The sequence below is a fragment of the uncultured Alsobacter sp. genome (assembly GCF_945952055.1).
GTDB lineage: Bacteria > Pseudomonadota > Alphaproteobacteria > Rhizobiales > Beijerinckiaceae > Alsobacter.
This window is the reverse complement of the sequence record NZ_CAMFHB010000014.1, coordinates 12,712-31,162: the sequence shown is the minus strand read 5'-3', so window position 1 is coordinate 31,162 and position 18,451 is coordinate 12,712. Positions and strand designations below refer to the sequence as shown.

At 69.4% G+C, this 18,451-nt stretch carries 14 protein-coding genes; 11 read left to right on the top strand and 3 right to left on the bottom strand.

All coding sequences use genetic code 11. The features are described from left to right. The first annotated feature begins 1 nt into the window (after position 1). Positions 2 to 628 (top strand): protocatechuate 3,4-dioxygenase subunit alpha, encoded by a 627-nt coding sequence (gene pcaG / locus Q0Q47_RS12650; RefSeq protein WP_293859869.1) that lies wholly within the window; start codon positions 2 to 4, stop codon positions 626 to 628. A gap of 123 nt (positions 629 to 751) precedes the next feature. Here pcaG and Q0Q47_RS12645 read toward each other — a convergent pair whose 3' ends face one another. Together Q0Q47_RS12645 and Q0Q47_RS12640 are read right to left on the bottom strand one after the other, a co-directional pair. Beyond that, positions 752 to 2,788, bottom strand: a complete 2,037-nt coding sequence (locus Q0Q47_RS12645) for an NADH:flavin oxidoreductase (RefSeq protein ID WP_293859866.1) — start codon at positions 2,786 to 2,788, stop codon at positions 752 to 754. Positions 2,789 to 2,936: 148 nt separating this feature from the next. Beyond that, positions 2,937 to 5,087 carry a family 1 glycosylhydrolase gene (locus tag Q0Q47_RS12640; RefSeq protein ID WP_293859862.1) on the bottom strand — a complete coding sequence of 717 codons (2,151 nt, stop codon included), beginning with the start codon at positions 5,085 to 5,087 and terminating at the stop codon, positions 2,937 to 2,939. A 107-nt stretch (positions 5,088 to 5,194) separates the two neighbouring features. Here Q0Q47_RS12640 and Q0Q47_RS12635 point away from each other — a divergent pair, with 107 nt between their 5' ends. The 10 genes from Q0Q47_RS12635 to Q0Q47_RS12590 all read left to right on the top strand — a co-directional run bounded on the left by Q0Q47_RS12635 (position 5,195) and on the right by Q0Q47_RS12590 (position 15,278). Beyond that, the gene (locus Q0Q47_RS12635; protein WP_293859859.1) at positions 5,195 to 5,602 is read left to right on the top strand and encodes a DUF6455 family protein; all 408 of its coding nucleotides are present in this window, start codon (positions 5,195 to 5,197) and stop codon (positions 5,600 to 5,602) included. Positions 5,603 to 6,128: 526 nt separating this feature from the next. Further along, entirely contained in the window at positions 6,129 to 6,329 is a 201-nt protein-coding gene (locus tag Q0Q47_RS12630; protein ID WP_293859856.1) for a DUF2892 domain-containing protein, read from the top strand. 133 nt (positions 6,330 to 6,462) lie between these two features. Continuing rightward, positions 6,463 to 7,902 (top strand): cytochrome c oxidase accessory protein CcoG, encoded by a 1,440-nt coding sequence (gene ccoG, locus Q0Q47_RS12625; RefSeq protein ID WP_293859853.1) that lies wholly within the window; start codon positions 6,463 to 6,465, stop codon positions 7,900 to 7,902. 111 nt (positions 7,903 to 8,013) lie between these two features. After that, on the top strand, positions 8,014 to 9,693 hold the full coding sequence (locus tag Q0Q47_RS12620; RefSeq protein ID WP_293859850.1) for a methyl-accepting chemotaxis protein: 1,680 nt from the start codon (positions 8,014 to 8,016) through the stop codon (positions 9,691 to 9,693). Positions 9,694 to 9,802: 109 nt separating this feature from the next. Then, entirely contained in the window at positions 9,803 to 11,176 is a 1,374-nt protein-coding gene (locus tag Q0Q47_RS12615; protein WP_293859847.1) for an Nramp family divalent metal transporter, read from the top strand. A gap of 53 nt (positions 11,177 to 11,229) precedes the next feature. Continuing rightward, positions 11,230 to 11,667 (top strand): Fur family transcriptional regulator, encoded by a 438-nt coding sequence (locus Q0Q47_RS12610; RefSeq protein ID WP_293859844.1) that lies wholly within the window; start codon positions 11,230 to 11,232, stop codon positions 11,665 to 11,667. Further along, positions 11,664 to 12,215, top strand: coding sequence for a hypothetical protein (locus Q0Q47_RS12605; protein ID WP_293859841.1), 552 nt, complete (start codon positions 11,664 to 11,666; stop codon positions 12,213 to 12,215). Before Q0Q47_RS12610 ends, Q0Q47_RS12605 begins: the two co-directional genes overlap by 4 nt. 149 nt (positions 12,216 to 12,364) lie before the next feature. Further along, positions 12,365 to 13,357 carry an ABC transporter transmembrane domain-containing protein gene (locus Q0Q47_RS12600; protein ID WP_293859839.1) on the top strand — a complete coding sequence of 331 codons (993 nt, stop codon included), beginning with the start codon at positions 12,365 to 12,367 and terminating at the stop codon, positions 13,355 to 13,357. Positions 13,358 to 13,628: 271 nt separating this feature from the next. Then, positions 13,629 to 14,342, top strand: coding sequence for a ribonuclease activity regulator RraA (locus tag Q0Q47_RS12595; protein WP_293859836.1), 714 nt, complete (start codon positions 13,629 to 13,631; stop codon positions 14,340 to 14,342). 174 nt (positions 14,343 to 14,516) lie between these two features. Beyond that, positions 14,517 to 15,278: a sulfite exporter TauE/SafE family protein gene (locus tag Q0Q47_RS12590; RefSeq protein ID WP_293859833.1), complete on the top strand. Its 762-nt coding sequence runs from the start codon at positions 14,517 to 14,519 to the stop codon at positions 15,276 to 15,278. Between the two features lie 12 nt (positions 15,279 to 15,290). Here Q0Q47_RS12590 and Q0Q47_RS12585 read toward each other — a convergent pair whose 3' ends face one another. Further along, entirely contained in the window at positions 15,291 to 18,449 is a 3,159-nt protein-coding gene (locus Q0Q47_RS12585) for an efflux RND transporter permease subunit (RefSeq protein WP_293859830.1), read from the bottom strand. Between the last annotated feature and the right edge of the window lie 2 nt (positions 18,450 to 18,451).

Genomic DNA, 18,451 nt, shown 5'->3' with positions numbered 1-18,451 from the left:
GATGCCCCAGGAACTCCATTACCTGAAGCAGACCGCCTCCCAGACGGCGGGTCCCTACGTTCACATCGGCCTGGCCCCGCACGCCGCCGGCTTCGACATCTTCCAGAACAATTTCAGCAACGTGCTGGCCGGGGCCGGTACGCGCGGCGAGCGGATCGTGATCGAGGGCCGCGTGTTCGACGGCACCGGCACGCCGGTCCGCGACGCGCTGGTCGAGATCTGGCAGGCCAACAGCTTCGGACGCTACAACCATCCGGCCGACACCCAGGACAAGGAGCTCGATCCCGAGTTCCGCGGCTGGGGCCGCGCGGCCGCCGACTTCAACACCGGCGTCTACACGTTCGACACGGTGAAGCCGGGCCCCGTGATCGGGCGCCACGGCCGGCCGATGGCGCCGCACGTCAGCGTCTGGGTCGTGGCCCGCGGCATCAACATCGGCCTGAACACGCGGATGTATTTCGCCGACGAAACGGCGGCGAACGGGGCCGACCCCGTGCTCAACCTCATCGAGCTCGAGAGCCGCCGCAAGACGCTGCTCGCGGCCCGCTCGGAGCGGGACGGCAAGGTCGTCTACACGTTCGACATCCATCTCCAGGGCGACCAGGAGACGGTGTTCTTCGACGTGTGAGGGCGGCTGCGGCGTCCAACCACGGCTCCTCGTCCTCTCCGCGTCCTGGCCGGGCCAAGCCCGGGCAGGACGACGAGGTGGGAGCGGGTCGGACATCATCTGGATGCCGCTGTCCCTGCCCGCTCACAGGTCCTTCACCAGCCGGATCGCGTCGTAGATCGCGGCGTGGGTGTTGCGGGCCGAGACGGCGTCGCCGATGCGGAACAGCTGGAAGCGGCCGTCCGGGTTGGTCGCGATGGCTTGCGCGCGACCGGCGATGAGCGCGGCGTGGTCGACCTCGCCACGGTTCGTCGACAGGGGCTTCAGCGCGAAATAGAGGTCGTCGAGCGGGATCGTGCCGTGGTTGACCACCACCTGGTCGACGATGCGCTCCTCCTGCGCCGTGCCGTAGTCGCTCCCCACGGTCGCGACGAGCCGGTTGCCGTCTCGGCGCAAGGCCCTGAGCTTCCAGGTCACCGTGAAGGTGACGCCGAGCGGCTGCAGCGCGCGCACGTAGGGCACGAGGTTCATGCCCATCACCTCCGGCGAGAAGGTGCGATCCGGCGTCATGACCTCGACCTTGGCGCCCGCCTGGGCGAGAGCCTCGGCCGCCTGCAGCGCCACGTGGTCGCCCGCGTCGTCGAAGACGAGCACGTTGGAGCCGGGCCGGACGTCGCCCGACAGGATGTCCCAGCCCGAAACCACGAGATCGTTGCCCTCCTTCAGGACGGCCGTGTCGGGCAAGCCGCCGGTCGCGACGATGACGATGTCGGGCGTCTCGGCCAGGACGGTGTCGACCTCCGCCCAGGTGTTGAAGCGGAACGTCACGCCGTGGCGGCGGCACTGGTCCATGCGCCAGTCGACGATGCCCATCATTTCGCGCCGGCGCGGGCTGCGCGCCGTCAGCCGGATCTGGCCGCCGGCGGCGTCAGCCGCCTCGATCACGGTGACGGCGTGGCCCCGCTCCGCGGCGACGCGAGCGGCCTCGAGGCCGCCCGGACCAGCCCCGACGACGAGGACGCGACGGGCCTCGGCCGCCTTCGAAATGGCGTGGGGCACCTCCTGCTCGCGCCCCGTGGAGGGGTTGTGGATGCAGAAGGCGGCGCCGCCCTGGTAGATGCGGTCGAGGCAGTAGTTGGCGCCGACGCAGGGCCTGATCTCGTCCTCCCGCTTCTCCCGGATCTTGCGGACGATGTGCGGGTCGGTGAGGTGGGCGCGCGTCATGCCCACCATGTCGAGGCGACCGGAGGCGATGGCGTGCCGGGCCGTCGCGACGTCCTGGATGCGGGCCGCGTGGAAGGTCGGCAGCCGGGTCGCGGCGCGAACCTCGCCGGCGAAGTCGAGATGCGGCGCCGAGGCCATGCCCTGCACGGGGATCACGCCGGTGAGGGCGGCGTCGGTGTCGATGTGGCCGCGGATCACGTTGAGGAAGTCGACGAGCCCGCTGACCTGCAACCGCCGCGAGATCTCGAGGCCCTCCGCGCGGCCGATGCCGCCTTCCGCCATCTCGTCGGCCACGTAGCGAACCCCGACGATGAACCCTGATCCGACGCGGTCGCGGATGGCCCGCAGCACGTCGAAGCTGAAGCGCATCCGGTTCTCGAGGCTGCCGCCATAGGGGCCGTCCAGATCGTTCGTGCGCGGCGACCAGAACTGGTCCATCAGGTGCCCGTAGCACTCCAGCTCGATGCCATCGAGCCCGGCAGCCTTCATGCGCTCGGCGGCGTCGGCATAGTCGCGCACGATGCGGGCGATGTCCCAGTCCTCGATCCTCTTGGGGAAGGCGCGATGCGCAGGCTCGCGCGCCAGCGACGGCGAGACCACCGGCAGCCAGTCGCCCGCGTCCCAGCGGGTGCGCCGGCCGAGATGGGTGAGCTGGATCATGACCGCGGCACCCTCGCCGTGGCAGGCGTCGACGAGCCGGCGCATCCACGGCACGACCTCGTCCTTCCAGGCGAGGATGTTGTTGAAGGCCGGCGGACTGTCGCGCGACACGGCCGCGGAGCCCGCCGTCATGGTCATGGCCACGCCCCCGCGGCAGCGCTCGACGTGGTAGGCGCGGTAGCGCTCCTTCGGCAGCCCGTCCTCCGGATAGGCCGGCTCGTGCGAGGTGACGATCAGGCGGTTGCGCAGCGTCAGGTGCTTGAGCTGGAAGGGCTGCAGCAGCGGGTCGTTCGACATGGGGCCAAGTCCGGTGATCCTGGTCCATGAGGCTAGCAGCGCCTGCGGCCACGCCACAGTCGCGATTGCGCCTTCGGCTGCACCGCCAGCGTCCCGAGGGGTCTCTTCGGCGAGGACGGGGGTGCCGTGCCGGGATGCCGGCCCGGCGCTACGCGCTCATCCGCTCATGGCGTTCCAGCGCCTCGCCCAGCGGCGGCATGATGGTGCTGCGCTCGCTGGCCAGAGAGAAGTTCAGGGCGCTTCGGCCACCGCCCGGCGCACCGGGGGAGGGCAGGCGCATGCGGTCGAGGAAATCGCGGGCCCCGATGGTCCCCTCGTTGGCGAGATGCCAGACCCCGGCCGCCTCGTCGATCAGGAGGTCGAGCACCGCGTGGACGAGGTCGGGAATGTAGGTGGGCGACAACACCAGATCGCCTTCCACGTCGAGCCCGGTCACGCGCACCACCTCGCGCACGGCGCGGCGCACCATGTCGGGTTCGCCGGCGCCGAACAGCGGTCCCGTGCGGGCGATGAGGACGTTGTCGTGGGTGCCCAGGATAGCGCGCTCCGCCTCCGCCTTAGACCGGCCGAACAGGCCGAGCGGGGCAACGGGGTGGCTCTCCCGGTAGGGGGCCTGGAGGCGTCCGTCGAACACCTGGTCGCTCGACACGACGGTGCAGGGAATGCCGAGATCGCTGCAGGCCTGGGCCAGCACGACGGTTCCCGTCACGTTGTCCCGCCACACCTGCTCGGGAGCCTCGTCGGCCGAGAGCGCGCCCGACCAGCCCGAGCAGTTGACGACGGCCCAGGGCCGCAGCGCCTCGAGCGCGGCGCGGACGGCCTCCGCGTCGGCGGGGTCGAGCCGGTCGCGCCCCAGCATCTCGGTGGCGAGCCCCCGCAATCCGCACGCTGCCGCAAAGGCGCGGCCCAGGCGCCCGTTGCCGACGACGAGCACGGGCCTCGCCCGCCCGACGAGCGGAGCCGCGCGGGTGGCGGCGGGAGGATTGTAGAAGCGCGTGGGAGCCTGCCACCAGCCGTCCCCGTCGAGGACGGGATGCTCGAACCGGCCCCGCCGTGCCAGGGCTTCGGCGGCGCGGGCCAGTGCGGTGCGCCGGGGGCGCCCGTCCTGCGTGCGGATGTCGAAGGCGCCGGGTTCGTAGAACCCGGAGCGGGCGGTGAGCAGGGAGTTCCAGTCGACCGCGCCGAAAAGGGACCAGACGGTCACCGCGCGGATGTCTGCGCCTTCCGTCCGCACAGCGACGGCGGCGTCCCACATTTCGCGCAGCCAGCGCAGCTGTTCGTCGCGCGTGGCGCCGAGATGGGCCTCCGTCACCGCGATGGGGAGATGATAGCGCGCCCAGACCTCGCGCAGCCGCGCCGCCGGGCCGGTGTCGGCGTCGGGCAGATGAACGCGCACGGCCTCGACGTCCGCATAGGACTCGAAGGCGTTTCCGCCCCATGAGAAGGGCGGGAACCGCTCGCGATCCTCGTCCAGGTAGCGCTCGCTGGTGAGATAATGGTTGATGCCGACGATGTCGGGTGGGCAGGGCTGGGAAACGAGTTCGCCGAGGAACGCGGCGGGCACGCCGCAGGCCAGGAGTTCCGCGTGCAGCGGGTGGCCCGGGACCACGCGGCCGCACAGCAGGTCGAAGCTCAGCCAGCGGCGCTCGTTCTCGTAGTCGGCCTGGTAGGCCATGTGCGGCGAGGAGAACGTCTTGCCCAGATCCTCCGTCTGCACCAGACGCGCGTGCGGGATCACCGACCGGATCGCCCGCATCGCCGCGGCGACGGCGCGGCACTGATGCACGAGCGCGTTGAAGAAGACGCCCGGATCGCGCCCGTGGGGGTACCAGTGGCCATAGAGACCACTGAACCGGGCGGTGGTCAGGGGCTCGTTGACGGGGGTCCAGTCCTCGACCCAGGGGTAGCGCTCGGCGACGCGGCGCGCGTGCACCGCGAGCTTGGCGGGGAGATCGGGGTCGACCAGACTTGTGTAGTGCGGTCCGCTGCCGTGGTGCATCAGCCCGACGATGGGGGCGATGCCGGCCTCGCGCAGGCGGGCGAGCCGGCGGTCATGCCAGTCCCACCGGCAGGTGTCGGGATGGTCCGGCGACACGGTTTCCCACAGCACCGGGTAGCGCAGGCGCCGGATGCCCAGCGACGCGACGAGGTCGATGTCGCCCTCGCGCTCCGCGTGGCGGGTGTCCTCGAACTGGTCGCGGTAGGTGTCCCCGACCCGCACCACCGTGCATTCGAGCCCGCCCCACAGTTCCAGCGGGTCGGAGGTCGTCGGAGCCGCGTCGGCAGATGGACATATCATCGCGGCCCAACGACCGCAGGCCCGCATCGTTCCCTGTCTCTTTGTCATAGCTCAAAGCGCGGGGGTGGGGGCCGTGGAACACTCGGGCCGTCACGAGGAACGCACCCATGTCCAACGACCCCCAACACGAGAGCATCCTGGACCGCGCCAAGGCCTGGCTGGAGCGCCGCCGCCGCGTCAACCAGCTGATGAGCGATTTCGAGAGCTTCTCGGCCTTCGAGCGCACGGCCGCTCTCCAGGAACTCGGCCTGACCGAGGACGACCTGCCGCGACTGTGCGCCGGACACATGAGCAGCGGCTACCTGGACCGCATGCTGGAGGCCAACGGCGTGGCCGCGGGCTCGCTGCGCAAGGAGGATCCGGAGCTGTGGTCGGCCCTGGAGCGCAATTGCGCCATGTGCCAGGACTGGCGCCAGTGCCAGCACGACCTGGCCGCGCACCAGCATCTGGATGCCGCGCCGGCCTATTGCGTGAACAAGGACGAGATCGAGGAGATCCGGCCCGTCAACGCCTAGAGCGAATTTCGACCTGATTGCATCAGGTCGACCGCTCCAGGCTGATGTTTTGTCGCGTTTTCTTTCGACGAACCGGAATTCACGTCGTCGGAAAATGCTCGAGGCGTCGGGTCCCGTCTCTCTCGCGTGTAGCGCCGGGTGTTCGCCCGGCGCCCATCCCGTGCCGCGCGCCGGCGGTCCTGCTCGTGAGAGGAGGCCCCCGGAGAGGGCTTTTCTGGCCGTGCCGGTGTTCCTCGTGCCGGTCTTCCGGGCACGCTGGGCAGCGACGCCCGTCGTCGGGGCGCGGCACTCCTGATTCCTGCTTCGATGCACCGCTCGGCCGGGCCCGCAGGCGCGGGCGATCCCGCGCGCCGTGGCGGCGCGAGCCGCCGGACGGTGCGGATCCCGCCAGGTGAGACGGAAAGAGGTCCGATCTCCGCAAAGCTCCGGATGCCGTTGTGTGATCCCGTCACCGACGATGCCGGGGCGCCCGTGGGAGATGAAGGCGTCGCGCGGCACAGGCCGCGCTCACGAGGGGAGAAGAGCGATGTCGTCGAATGTGGGTGGTCTTGACCGTATCGCACGGATCGTCGTCGGGCTGGCCTTGATCGGCGCGGCCGTCGCCGGGGCCATCGGGGCCTGGGGCTTCATCGGCATCGTGCCGTTGGCCACGGGACTGTTCCGGTTCTGCCCGGCCTACAGGCTGATCGGGCTCAACACCTGCCCGCTCGAGAGCCGCGGGGCCTGAGCTTTCCGCCGGATGCACGGGATCGCCGCGCGGCCGCCCCGACGGCTGGGCCGGTCGATCGAGACCAGGGAATCAGCAGCCGCCTCGCGACGCTCCGGCCCGCGAGGCGAAGACTCATGAAGGATGCGATCGGATGTCGGACGGCAACACGATCATCGAAGGGCCGCTCTACGCCGCCCGCAAGAAAGTCTATCCGCAGGCCGTGACGGGGACGTTCCGCCGCATCAAGTGGGCGGTGCTGATCCTGACCCTGGCGATCTACTATCTTCTGCCCTTCGTGCGCTGGAACCGCGGACCCGGGCAGCCAGACCAGGCCGTCCTGGTCGACATGCCGCACAGGCGCTTCTACTTCTTCTTCGTCGAACTCTGGCCGCAGGAAGTCTACTACTTCACCGGGCTGCTGATCATCGCGGCGATGGGTCTGTTCCTCATGAACGCCGTCGCCGGCCGGGTCTGGTGCGGCTACATGTGTCCGCAGACCGTCTGGACCGACCTGTTCTACGCCGTGGAGCGCTGGGTCGAGGGTGACCGTCGCGAGCGCATGAAGAAGGACCGTGGCGGTCTCAACCTGGACGTCGTCTCGCAGAAGATCCTGAAGCACACGATCTGGCTGATGATCGCCTGGTGGACCGGCGGCGCGTGGGTGCTCTACTTCTCGGATGCCCCGACACTGGTGCGCGACCTGGCCACGTTCCAGGCACCGCTCGTCGCCTATGTCTGGATCGGCATCCTCACCTTCACCACCTATGCCCTCGCCGGGCACATGCGCGAGCAGGTGTGCATCTACATGTGCCCATGGCCGCGCATCCAGGCGGCGCTGACGGACGAATGGGCGCTCAACGTCACCTACCGCAAGGATCGCGGCGAGCCGCGCATGTCGCTCAAGAAGGCCGAGCATGCCCGCGAGCAGGGCGAGGCCGCGGGCGACTGCGTCGATTGCGCCCAGTGCGTCGCCGTCTGCCCCACCGGGATCGACATCCGCAACGGGCCGCAACTCGGGTGCATCCAGTGCGGCCTGTGCATCGATGCCTGCGACACGGTGATGAAGCAGGTGAACCGGCCGACGGGCCTCATCGCCTATGACACGGACATGAACGCGGCGCGCCGCAAGGCGTCCGAGCCGCCGGTCTACCGGATCGTCAGGGCCCGCACGGTGCTCTACGCCGCCATCATCGGGATCGTCGCCGTCGTGATGCTCTACGCGCTGGCCACCCGCTCCACCCTCGACGTCAACGTCCTGCACGACCGCAATCCGCTGTTCACGCGGCTGAGCGACGGCAGCCTGCGCAACGACTACACGGTGCGCCTGCTCAACAAGAACGCCGTCGAGCGCAACGTCGTGCTGACGGTGGAGGGGCTGCCGGGCGCGCGCCTGCAGGGCGTCGGCCTGGAATCCGCCGCCGGAGGCGGGATCGCGGTGTCCGTCGGGGGCGACCAGACGCGGGAGATTCGCCTCCTCGTGTCGGTGCCGAAGGACGCCATCCCGGTCGCCTCGACCGCGGTGACGGTGCGGATCCGCGACGCCGCCAGCGGCGAGGAAGCCACGGCCAAGGAGCATTTCCTGCCGAATTGAGCCGTGAACTTCACCGGTTAACGACATGGGAATGAAAAGCGGCAAGACTGCGCGCCGGTAATGACAGCCGCGGCCGTTCCGCGGACCTGGGCAATGGCAGGACAGTCGAGGATGAGGTGGCCATTCCGTGCGCGCGACCCCGACGCGGCCGACGGCGGCGCGGCGGACGGGCGTGGCACTGGCACGCTTCAGGTTCCCCAGCGCCGGTCGCCGGTCGCCTCGATCCTCATTACCCTGATCATCGTGCTGACCGGCGTGATCCTGGCCCTGTTCTACACGCTGAGGCTCCATGACGGCGCCCGTGAGCAGCGCATCACGGGCTACGCCATGTGGTTCGCCACGCAGCTCAACCGCGAAGCGATGCGGCTCCACATCGCGCTGACCGAGGCCATCGGTGCCGGACCCGGCGAACTGGACGACGCCCTGGACCAGGTGCAGATGCGCGCCGACATCCTGGACAGCCGACTTCACAGGTTCGACGACGGCAGCCTGAGCGACCGCTTCAGCGAGCAGGCGATCCTGCTGAACACGCGGGGAGCGATCGAGAAGCGGGCGCGAGGCCTCATGGCGGGCGTGGAGGCTCTCCCCAAGTCCGACGACAAGACGGGGGAACTGCGCCGCCTGCACGCGGACTCGTCCATTCTGGTCGACGCCACCAACGACATCCTGTCGCGGATCTACCAGGCCGACGCCGACGAGCGTGGCCGTGAGCGGGAGCGTGCCTATGCGATGGCCCGCCTCCTGCTGGCCTCGGTGGTGGGGCTGGGGCTCGCCATGTTCGGGCTCCTGGCCCAGCAGCTCAGGCAGATGCGCAGCGTCACGGCCACGCGGTTGCGCATGGAAACGGTGGAGCGCGACAACCTGGCCAAGTCCCTCGAGCTGCAGCGACGGGACGAGCAGGCCACGATGCTGATGCGCGAAGCTGCCGTCGCCGACACGGTGGGCTCGTTCAACCGGTCGATGAACGAGTCGGTGAGGCGTCTCGCCGGCATGATCGAGGACATCGCACGCCAGTGCGAGGAGATGAACGCCGCCGCCCACGTCGTGCGCGAGGACAGCGAGCGGGCCGCCTCGTCGTCGTCGCGGGCCGCGTCACACGTTGCCGACGTCGCGAAGACCGCGGCGCAGTTGTCGCTGAGCGCCAGGGACGTCTCCCGGAAGACGACCGAAAGCCTGGACGCGACGGGCGACGTCCGCAGCCATGCGGTGACGAGCAGCGAGGCGATCCGCGAACTCACCGTCGCGGCCGCCCAGATCGACTCGGTGACCAAGCTCATCGCCTCGATCGCGGGCCGCACGAACCTGCTGGCTCTCAACGCGACCATCGAGGCCGCCCGGGCCGGCGAAAGCGGCAGGGGCTTCGCGGTGGTGGCCGCCGAGGTGAAGTCGCTGGCGCAGCAGACGGCCCGCGCGGTGTCCGACATCGCCGGCCAGATCGAGGCGATCCAGCGCGCCAGCGACCTGTGCGTGCGCACGCTGGACGAGATCGGCGCCCGCGTGGTCAAGCTCGGCGCGATCGGCGGGCAGATCACGAGCATCGTCGACGTCCAGACGCACGCCGTGGAGCGGGTGGCCGGCATGATCGACAACGCCTCGGCCGACACGCGGGACGCCTCCGCGACCGCCCGCGCGGCGCGCGAGGCGGCCGATCGGGCCAATGCGGCCGCCGCCGCGATGCTCCGGCTGACGGCGGACGTGAACGCGGAGGCGCGCCGCATCCGTCGCGAAATCGAGGCCTTCAGCTTCCCGCTCGACCCCGGTGTCCCGGACGAGGTCCGGCACAAGGCCTGACCCCAGCACCGACGAACGATCGGTCGCGAATCTTGACCGAAGAAGAGACTGGCGCGGCGCCACGACTTGCGTCTAAGATGCAAATGCGTTGCAACTGCGGAGACTGGCCGTGACGACGGACGCCCCCTTTGGACGTGCTGCCAGCGAACCCGGCGACGACGGGGCCTCGAAGGGCTGGCGCAACGCCCGCGGCGAGGCCGCGCTCTCCGACGTCTACCGGTCGGTCGCCGTTCCGCGCTTCGGATCGCCCTGGCGCAAGCTCTTCGCCTTCGTGGGACCCGGCTACCTCGTCGCCGTCGGCTACATGGACCCCGGCAACTGGGCCACGTCCATCGCCGGCGGGTCGAAGTTCGGCTACACGCTGCTGGCGGTCGCGCTGATCTCCAACATCATGGCGATGGTGCTGCAGAGCCTCTGCGCCCGCCTGGCGATCGCGTCAGGCCGCGACCTGGCCCAGGCCTGCCGCGACGCCTACCCGAAGCCCGTCGCCGTCGTGCTGTGGTTCCTGGCCGAGATCGCGATCGTGGCCACCGACATCGCCGAGGTCATCGGCACGGCCATCGGCCTCCAGCTCCTGTTCGGGATTCCGCTGACGGTGGGCGTGCTCATCACCGCGGTCGACGTCTTCGTCATCCTCTACCTGCAGCGGCTGGGCTTCCGCTACCTGGAGGCGGCGGTCATCGCGCTCCTCGCCGTCATCGCCGTCTGCTTCGCGGCCCAGATCGCCCTGGCGAGCCCGGCGTGGAACGAGGTTCTCAAGGGGTTCGTGCCCACGCCGCAGATCGTCACCAACCCGGAGATGCTGTACCTGGCGCTCGGCATCCTCGGCGCCACGGTGATGCCGCACAACCTGTACCTCCATTCCGCGATCGTTCAGACCCGCGACTTCGGCCGCTCCGCCCCCGAGAAGCGCCAGGCCCTGACCTTCGCGACGATCGACTCCACCGTCGCGCTGTTCTTCGCCCTGCTGATCAACGCGTCTATCCTCATCCTGGCAGCGGCGGCCTTCAACGGAACGGGCCGCACCGAGGTCGCCGAGCTCGGCGAGGCTCACAGCCTCCTGGCGCCCCTTCTCGGAGCCGCCATCGCGCCGGCCCTGTTCGGCATCGCGCTCCTGTGCTGCGGGCTGAACTCCACCGTCACGGCGACGCTCGCCGGGCAGGCCGTGATGGAAGGGTTCCTGCAGATCCGGATGCCGGCCTGGGTGCGTCGCCTGGTGACGCGTCTGGTCGCCATCGTGCCGGCGGCCCTCGTGACGATCTGGTACGGCGAGAGCGGGACGGCACAGCTGCTGATCCTCACCCAGGTCGTCCTCAGCCTCCAGTTGTCGTTCGCGGTGATCCCCCTCGTGATGTTCACCGCGAGCCGGGCGAAGATGGGTGAACTCGTGGCTCCACCCTGGCTCGTGGCCGCCGCCGGCCTGATCGCCGCCATCATCGTGGTGCTCAATGTGAAGCTCCTGGTCGACTTCGTCGCGGGTTGACACCGCGGCGCGGCTCCCGCATCGCAGCGCACTCCGCGATCACGAGGACTCGCATGCCTGCTACCGCCAATCGCATCGAGGCCCAATGCCGGGCCAAGGGGATGCGGCTCACGGGCCAAAGGCGTCTCATCGCCGCCGTGCTCGCCGAATCCGAGGATCACCCCGACGTTCCCGAGCTGCACCGGCGCGTGGCTCTGCGCGACGAGACGATCTCGCTGTCGACGGTGTACCGGACCGTGAAGCGGTTCGAGGAACAGGGCATCATCGAGCGACATGCCTTCCAGGACGGCCGCGCCCGCTACGAGAGGGCCTCGAAGGATCACCACGATCACCTGATCGACCTGGAGACGGGCAAGGTGGTCGAGTTCCGTTCGGAGGACATCGAGGTCCTGCAGGCCGAGATCGCCCGTCGCCTCGGCTACCGGCTCGTCGGGCACAAGCTCGAGCTCTATGCCGTTCCCCTGGGCTCGGGGCGCAAGGCGGCCCAATGAGCGAGCCCGTGCCCACCCGCGGCCCGGGGAGCCGGGTCGTGCACTGGCTCCTCGCGCCCATCAGGGTGATCGTGGCCGTCATCGTCGTGCTGGACGAGCTGGCGCGCCCCATCTACCGGCCGGTCGCGGCCTGGTTCGCGTCGCTGCGCCTGGTGCGCCGTGCGGAAGCCCTCGTGGCCACGTTGCCGCCCTACGCCGTCCTGGGCATCCTGGCGGTGCCGCTCATCGGCGTCGAGCCGCTGAAGGTGCTCGCCCTCATCTGGCTGAGCCAGGGGCGCCTCGTGGCGGGCGTCGTCCTGATGGGCATCGCCTACGCTGGAAGCTTCCTCCTCGTCGAGCGCATCTACGACGCCGGCCACGCCCAGCTCATGAAGATCCGCTGGGTCGCCGTGATCATGACCGCCGTCACCCGCATCCGCCAGGCGGTGCTGCAGTGGGTTCGCGGTACGGCGGTCTGGGCCGCGGCCATGGCCGCCGTCGCCCGGGTCAAGGCCTGGCGCCTGTCGATCGTGCAGGCGCTGCGGGCCCTGCGCTCCCCCTCGTCCTGAGCGCCGCGATCCGCAGAAACGCGGATTGTTTTCTCCCGTGCCGGCGGCCCATTCTCGATTGACGCCTGAAGCGGAGCCGTCGCGGTCGGGGGACGATGATGAACGCGGACCAGTCCAGGGTCCGAGGGTCCGGATCCCGGGCCCGCCTCATGCCGCAGAGCCTGCCCGGGTTCATCTGGCGCATCAGCGGACGGCACCAGATCGTCCTTTCGGCGCTCTCGATCATCGTGTTCCTGCTGTCGGCAGCGCCGCTGGAGGTGCAGCGCCGCATCGTCAACGAGGCCTTCAAGGGCGGCATCTACAAGCCGATCCTCGTGCTCGCGCTGGCCTATGTGGGACTGGCGCTGGCCGAAGGGGTGATCAAGCTGGCGATGAACGTCTACCGCGGATGGGTGGGCGAGAACGCGCTGCGCTGGCTCAGGCGCTCGGTCAACCGGCTGCAGGCCGGCCTGGCGGAAGACGAGAGCACCGACGAGGCGCTGGGGATCGAGACCTCGATGATGCTGGCCGAGGCGGAGCCCATCGCCGGGTTCGTGGCGTCCTCCGTGTCCGAACCCCTGCTGCAGGGCGGGCTGCTGCTGACGGTGTTCGGCTACATGATCTACCTGCAGCCGTTCATGGCGCTGGTGGCGTTCGCGGTGTTCAGCCCGCAGATCGTCATCGTCCCCGTCATGCAGCGGGCCATCAATCGGCGCGTCGCCCGACGCATCGCCACGTTGCGCGAAGTCAGCGCCGCGATGGTGGGGGCCCGCGCCAATGCCGGAGCGCTCGACCTGCTGCAGGAGGAACGCATCGATCGGGTGTTCGCCTTCAACATGGGGATCTTCAAGCTGAAGTTCTCCATGAACTTCCTGATGAACCTGCTCCACCATGCGGGCACGGCCGGCGTCCTGGGCATCGGCGGCTGGTTCGTGGTCACGGGAGAGACGGAGGTCGGCACCGTCGTCGCGTTCATCTCGGGGCTCGCCAAGATCAACGACCCGTGGGGCGACCTCGTGAACTGGTTTCGCGACCTCAGCTCCACCTCCACCCGCTACGGCCTCATCGCGGACGCCATGAACACCCTCGCGGCCCACGACGTGCCCGGATTGGGACGGCCGCGTCCCGCGCCGGCGCAACCGGCGGCGGTCTCCGGGTCCTGAGGGCCTTCCCGGCACCAGAATGTCCCGTTCGGGCACGAAACGGGGTGGCACCGCCCTTGCTGCGGGGACAGCGCATCCTACCCGGATGAAGACGTCCCAACCTCGGCCCCGCCCACCTGGCGGGGCCCTTTTTCTCGTAGTAGGCGGCGCGTCCTCTTGTCTCGTCGTCGGCGCGGCCTGCCATGACGTGGCGGAAGCCCGGCGTTGCGCTGGTCCAAGCCGCGCTGGACCTGTATAGGGGGCTTGAACCCGACAGCGCCAGGACACGTCCATGTTGAAGCCCGAAACCCGCGACCGGCTGAAGACGGTCTCCACCGCCACCCTGTGCACGGCGCTGTTCAAGCGCGGCCTGCGCAACCAGTTCATCCAGGACGTCCACCCGCTGAACCCCAACGCCGGCACCATGGTCGGCGAGGCCTTCACGCTGCGCTACATCCCCGCCCGCGAGGACCTGAACCCGCTGTCGGTGTTCCAGAACCGGGCCCATCCGCAGCGCAAGGCGGTCGAGGAATGCCCGCCCGGCGCGGTCATGGTGATCGACAGCCGCAAGGATGCGCGCGCGGCCTCGGCCGGCTCGATCCTGGTGTCGCGCCTGATGAAGCGCGGCGTCGCCGGCGTGGTGACGGATGGCGGCTTCCGCGACAGCCCGGAAATCGCGCAGCTGCCGTTCCCGGCCTACCACCAGCGCCCCTCGGCGCCGACCAACCTGACGCTGCACCAGGCGCTCGACATCAACGTGCCGATCGGCTGCGGCGACGTGGCCGTGTGGCCGGGCGACGTGGTCGTGGGCGACGGCGAGGGCGTGGTGATCATCCCCGCCGGCATCGCCGACGAGGTCGCGGCCGAGGCGGTGGAGATGACGGCGTTCGAGGACTTCGTCACCGAGCGGGTGATGGACGGCCAGTCGATCCTCGGGCTCTACCCCCCGACCGACGAGGCCAACAAGGTGGCCTTCGACGCCTGGCGCAAGGAGAAGGGGCGCTGAGCGCCTTCTCCCATTCGAGCCTCCATCTCTCCGTCATCCCCGGGCTTGGCCCGGGGACCCACGACTTCCCCCACCGTTGCAAAGTCGTGGATGGCCGGGCCAAGCCCGGTCAGGACGACGGAGGGGATGTCTCAGGCAGTTCGTCGCAATGACGCTGCCAAGTGGTGAGCCTGCATGCTGACCCTCACTGATCCCCTGACGCTCGCGCTCGCCTGCGCGGCCGCCTTCGCCGTCGGCCTGTCGAAGGGCGGGCTTCCCGTCATCGGCATGATGGCGGTGCCCGTGATGAGCTTCGTGATGGGGCCGCTCGAGGCCGCGGGGCTGCTTCTGCCGATCTACATCGTCACCGACATGTTCGGGCTGTACTTCTATCGCAAGGAGTACAGTCCCCGGAACCTCGCCATTCTGGTGCCTTCGGCCGTGGCCGGCATCGGCATCGGCTGGGCCTTCGCGTCCGTGCTCTCGCAGGACGCGGTCGCGGTGGTCGTGGGCATGGTCGGGCTGCTCTTCTGCCTGTGGCGCTGGTTCGGCTCACCCTCGCAGGAGAGGCAGCCCGCGCGGATCATCCCGGGCATCTTCTGGGGCGGACTGTCGGGCTTCACGAGCTTCGTGTCCCATTCGGGCGGCCCGCCCTACCAGATCTACACGGTGCCCCAGCGGCTGCCGAAGCTCGTCTTCGCCGGCACGAACACGATCCTGTTCGCGATCGTCAACGCCGTGAAGCTGGTGCCCTACGTCGCGCTCGGCCAGATGTCGCTCGCGACGGTCAAGACGTCCCTGGTGCTGATGCCGGTCGGCGCGCTCGCCACTTTCGTCGGCGTGCGCCTCACGCGGATCCTGCCGGAGAAGCTGTTCTACGCCTTCGTCCAGACGGCGCTGTTTCTCGTGTCGCTGAAACTCGTCTGGGAAAGCGGCTGGCGCCTCATTCCCCATTGAGCCGACCGAGGGTCAGTGACCCTCGGCACCGCCATGGGCTCCGGCCGAGGGCTTCACCCCCAGCGCCGACTTCACCTTCTCGCGCACCGTCTGCACGATCACGTAGAGGCCGGGGATCACGAAGATCCCCAGGAAGCTGGCCGCGATCATGCCGCCGAACACGGCCGTGCCGACCGCGCGCTGCGTGGCCGCGCCCGCACCGGTGGCGATGACCATCGGGATGAGGCCGCAGATGAAGGCGAAGGAGGTCATCATCACGGCGCGGAAGCGAAGGCCGGCCGCCGTGAGGGCGGCGTCGGTGATCTCGGCTCCCTTGGCGCGCTCCACGACCGCGAATTCGACGATCAGGATCGCATTCTTGGCCGCCAGCGCGATCAGCACCACGATGCCGATCTGCGCGTAGAGGTTGTTGTTGAGGCCCGACAGCCACAGCGCCGCCACGGCCCCGAACAGGCCGACGACCACCGAGAGCAGGGCCGCTACCGGGATCGACCAGCTTTCATAGAGGGCCACCAGGAACAGGAAGGCGAAGAGCACGGCGAGCGCCAGGATCGGCCCCGTCTGTCCCGCCGCCGCCTTTTCCTGCTTGGCCGTGCCCGTCCACTCATAGGTGAAGCCCGCGGGCAGCGTCGCCCTGGCCACCTCTTCCATGGCCGCGATGGCCTCGCCGGACGACCGGCCCGGCGCGGGGCCTCCGTTGATGGTGACCGAGCGCAGGTTGTTGTAGCGAATGATCGAGGACGGCGCGGTGCGCATCTCGACCTCGGCCACCGCCTGCAGCGGCACCAGATCGCCCTGCGCGGTGCGCAGCCGGACGCGGTTGAGGTCGCCCACGGTCGCGCGGTCGGGCGCGTCCGCCTGCACCTTGACCTGCCAGGTTCGGCCGAAAAGGTTGAAGTCGTTGACGTAGTTGCCGCCCATCGACGTCTGGAGCGCGCTGAAGATCGAGGAGACGGAGATGCCGAGCGTCTCGGCCCGTTCGCGGTCGATCTTCAGGTAGACCTGCGGCGTGGCGGCCCCGAAGGTCGTGTAGACGGCGGCGAGCCGCGGGTCCTGGTTGGCGGCCACGACGAGGCCGCGCGCCACGGCCGCGAGATCGCGCGGCGCGGCGCCGGACAGGCTCTGCAACTGGAACTCGAAGCCCGAACCGTTGCCGAGGCCGATGATCGGCGGAAGGTTGAACACGAAGATGTCGCCGGCGGCGATGCCGGCGAAGCGCTTCCGCAGCTCGGCCAGGGCCGAGAAGACCGAAAGGCTCTTGTCCTCGCGTTCCGCGAATGGCTTCAGCTCGACGACGATGAGGGCCTTGTTGGGCAGCGCGAGTCCGTCGAGCAGGCTGAAGCCGCTCACCGAGAACACGCTCTGGGTCCACGGCCGCTCCAGGATCACCTTCTCCGCGTCCTCGAGCACCCGCACGGTGCGGGTGACGGACGAGGCGTCGGGCAGCTGGACCTCGCCCATGAAGGCGCCCTGGTCCTCCTCGGGCAGGAAGCCCGTCGGCACGTGGGAGTTGGTCACGTAGGCCAGCACCGCGAAGCCTGCGATCAGCGCGCCGGTCACGGCCATGCGCCGGGCGATCGGCGTGACGATGCGGACATAGCCGTCGCGGGTGGCGTCGATCGTGCCCTGCATCCGCGCAATGAGGCCCTTCGTCGGGCGAGGCCGATGGCGCAGGAGCAGGGAGCACAGCGCCGGGGTGAGCGACAGCGCGTTGATTGCCGAGATCAGCATGGACACCGAGACGGTGACCGCGAACTGGCGATAGAGCTGGCCCGTGATGCCGGGCAGGAAGGCCGTCGGCACGAACACCGACAGAAGCACCAGCGTGATGGCGATGATCGGCCCGGTGACCTGTCCCATCGCCTTGCTGGTGGCTTCGGCGGGCGTGAGATCCGGGTTGTGCTCGATCTCGTGCTCGACGGCTTCCACCACGACGATCGCATCGTCGACCACGATGCCGATGGCCAGGACCAGCGCCAGCAGCGACACGGTGTTGAGGCTGAAGCCGAAGGCGAGCATGGCGCCGAAGGTGCCGATGAGCGCGACCGGCACGGCCAGAATCGGGATCAGCGTGGCGCGCCAGTTGCCCAGGAACACGAAGACGACGATGGCCACGAGCACGAAGGCCTCGATCAGCGTGTGCTTCACCGCCTCCATCGTCTTCTCGACAAAGACGGTGGTGTCGTACATCACGTCGATCTTCACGTCCGAGGGAACGCGGGTGCGCGCGTCGTCGAGCACCTTGCGGACCCCTTCCGCCACGGCGATCGCGTTGGCGCCCGGCGCCTGGTAGATGCCCACCCCGGAGGCCGGCTTGCCGTTGAAACGCGCCTGCGAGTCGCTCGACTTGGCGCCGAGCTCGACCCGGGCCACGTCCTTCACCTTGACCAGCGCGCCGTCACGCTCGGCGCGCACGACGATGTTCTCGAACTCCTCCACGCTGGTCAGGCGACCCTGCGTGGTGATGTTGAGCTGGAAATCGACCTCCTGGGAGAACGGCGCGGCGCCGATCCGGCCCACCGCGGCCTGGACGTTCTGCGACTGGATCGCCTTGACCACGTCGTCGGAGGTGAGGCCCAGATTGGCGAGGCGGTTGAGGTCCAGCCACACCCGCATGGAGTAGTCGAGGCTGCCGAAGATGGAGGCCTCGCCGACGCCGGGGACGCGCCGCAGGGAGTCGAGCAGGTCCAGCGTCACGTAGTTCGACAGGAACAGCGCGTCACGCGATCCGCCGGGCGACGACACCGCCACGACCTGCAGGAGCGCCGCCGACTGCTTCTTCACGGTCACGCCGACGCGCTGCACCTCGGGGGGCAGCTGCGACACGGCCTGGTTCACCCGGTTGGTCACGTTGACCGTGTTCAGGTCCGGATCCGAGCCCACCTCGAAGCTTACCGACAGCGTGTAGCTGCCGTCGCCGCCCGACGTGGACTTCATGTAGAGCATGCGCTCCACGCCATTCACCTGCGCCTCGATGACCTGCGCGACGCTCTCCTCCACCGCCGAGGCCGAGGCGCCCGGGTAGACCGCCGTCACCTTGACCTGCGGCGGCACGATGTCGGGGAACTGGGCGACCGGGATCACCTTCAGCGCGATCACGCCGACGATGGTGAGCAGGATGGAGATGACGAAGGCGAACCGGGGCCGCCTGATGAAAACGTCGGCGATCATGG

Coding starts and splice junctions, on each gene's coding strand:
- Q0Q47_RS12645 (WP_293859866.1), bottom strand. CDS start 2,788: ATGTCGAACGACCCGCTGCTGCAGCCCTTCCAGCTCAAGCACCTGACG.
- Q0Q47_RS12635 (WP_293859859.1), top strand. CDS start 5,195: ATGTCCAACGACCCCCAACACGAGAGCATCCTGGACCGCGCCAAGGCC.
- Q0Q47_RS12640 (WP_293859862.1), bottom strand. CDS start 5,087: ATGATATGTCCATCTGCCGACGCGGCTCCGACGACCTCCGACCCGCTG.
- Q0Q47_RS12610 (WP_293859844.1), top strand. CDS start 11,230: ATGCCTGCTACCGCCAATCGCATCGAGGCCCAATGCCGGGCCAAGGGG.
- ccoG (WP_293859853.1), top strand. CDS start 6,463: ATGTCGGACGGCAACACGATCATCGAAGGGCCGCTCTACGCCGCCCGC.
- Q0Q47_RS12620 (WP_293859850.1), top strand. CDS start 8,014: ATGAGGTGGCCATTCCGTGCGCGCGACCCCGACGCGGCCGACGGCGGC.
- Q0Q47_RS12600 (WP_293859839.1), top strand. CDS start 12,365: ATGCCGCAGAGCCTGCCCGGGTTCATCTGGCGCATCAGCGGACGGCAC.
- pcaG (WP_293859869.1), top strand. CDS start 2: ATGCCCCAGGAACTCCATTACCTGAAGCAGACCGCCTCCCAGACGGCG.
- Q0Q47_RS12630 (WP_293859856.1), top strand. CDS start 6,129: ATGTCGTCGAATGTGGGTGGTCTTGACCGTATCGCACGGATCGTCGTC.
- Q0Q47_RS12595 (WP_293859836.1), top strand. CDS start 13,629: ATGTTGAAGCCCGAAACCCGCGACCGGCTGAAGACGGTCTCCACCGCC.
- Q0Q47_RS12605 (WP_293859841.1), top strand. CDS start 11,664: ATGAGCGAGCCCGTGCCCACCCGCGGCCCGGGGAGCCGGGTCGTGCAC.
- Q0Q47_RS12590 (WP_293859833.1), top strand. CDS start 14,517: ATGCTGACCCTCACTGATCCCCTGACGCTCGCGCTCGCCTGCGCGGCC.
- Q0Q47_RS12585 (WP_293859830.1), bottom strand. CDS start 18,449: ATGATCGCCGACGTTTTCATCAGGCGGCCCCGGTTCGCCTTCGTCATC.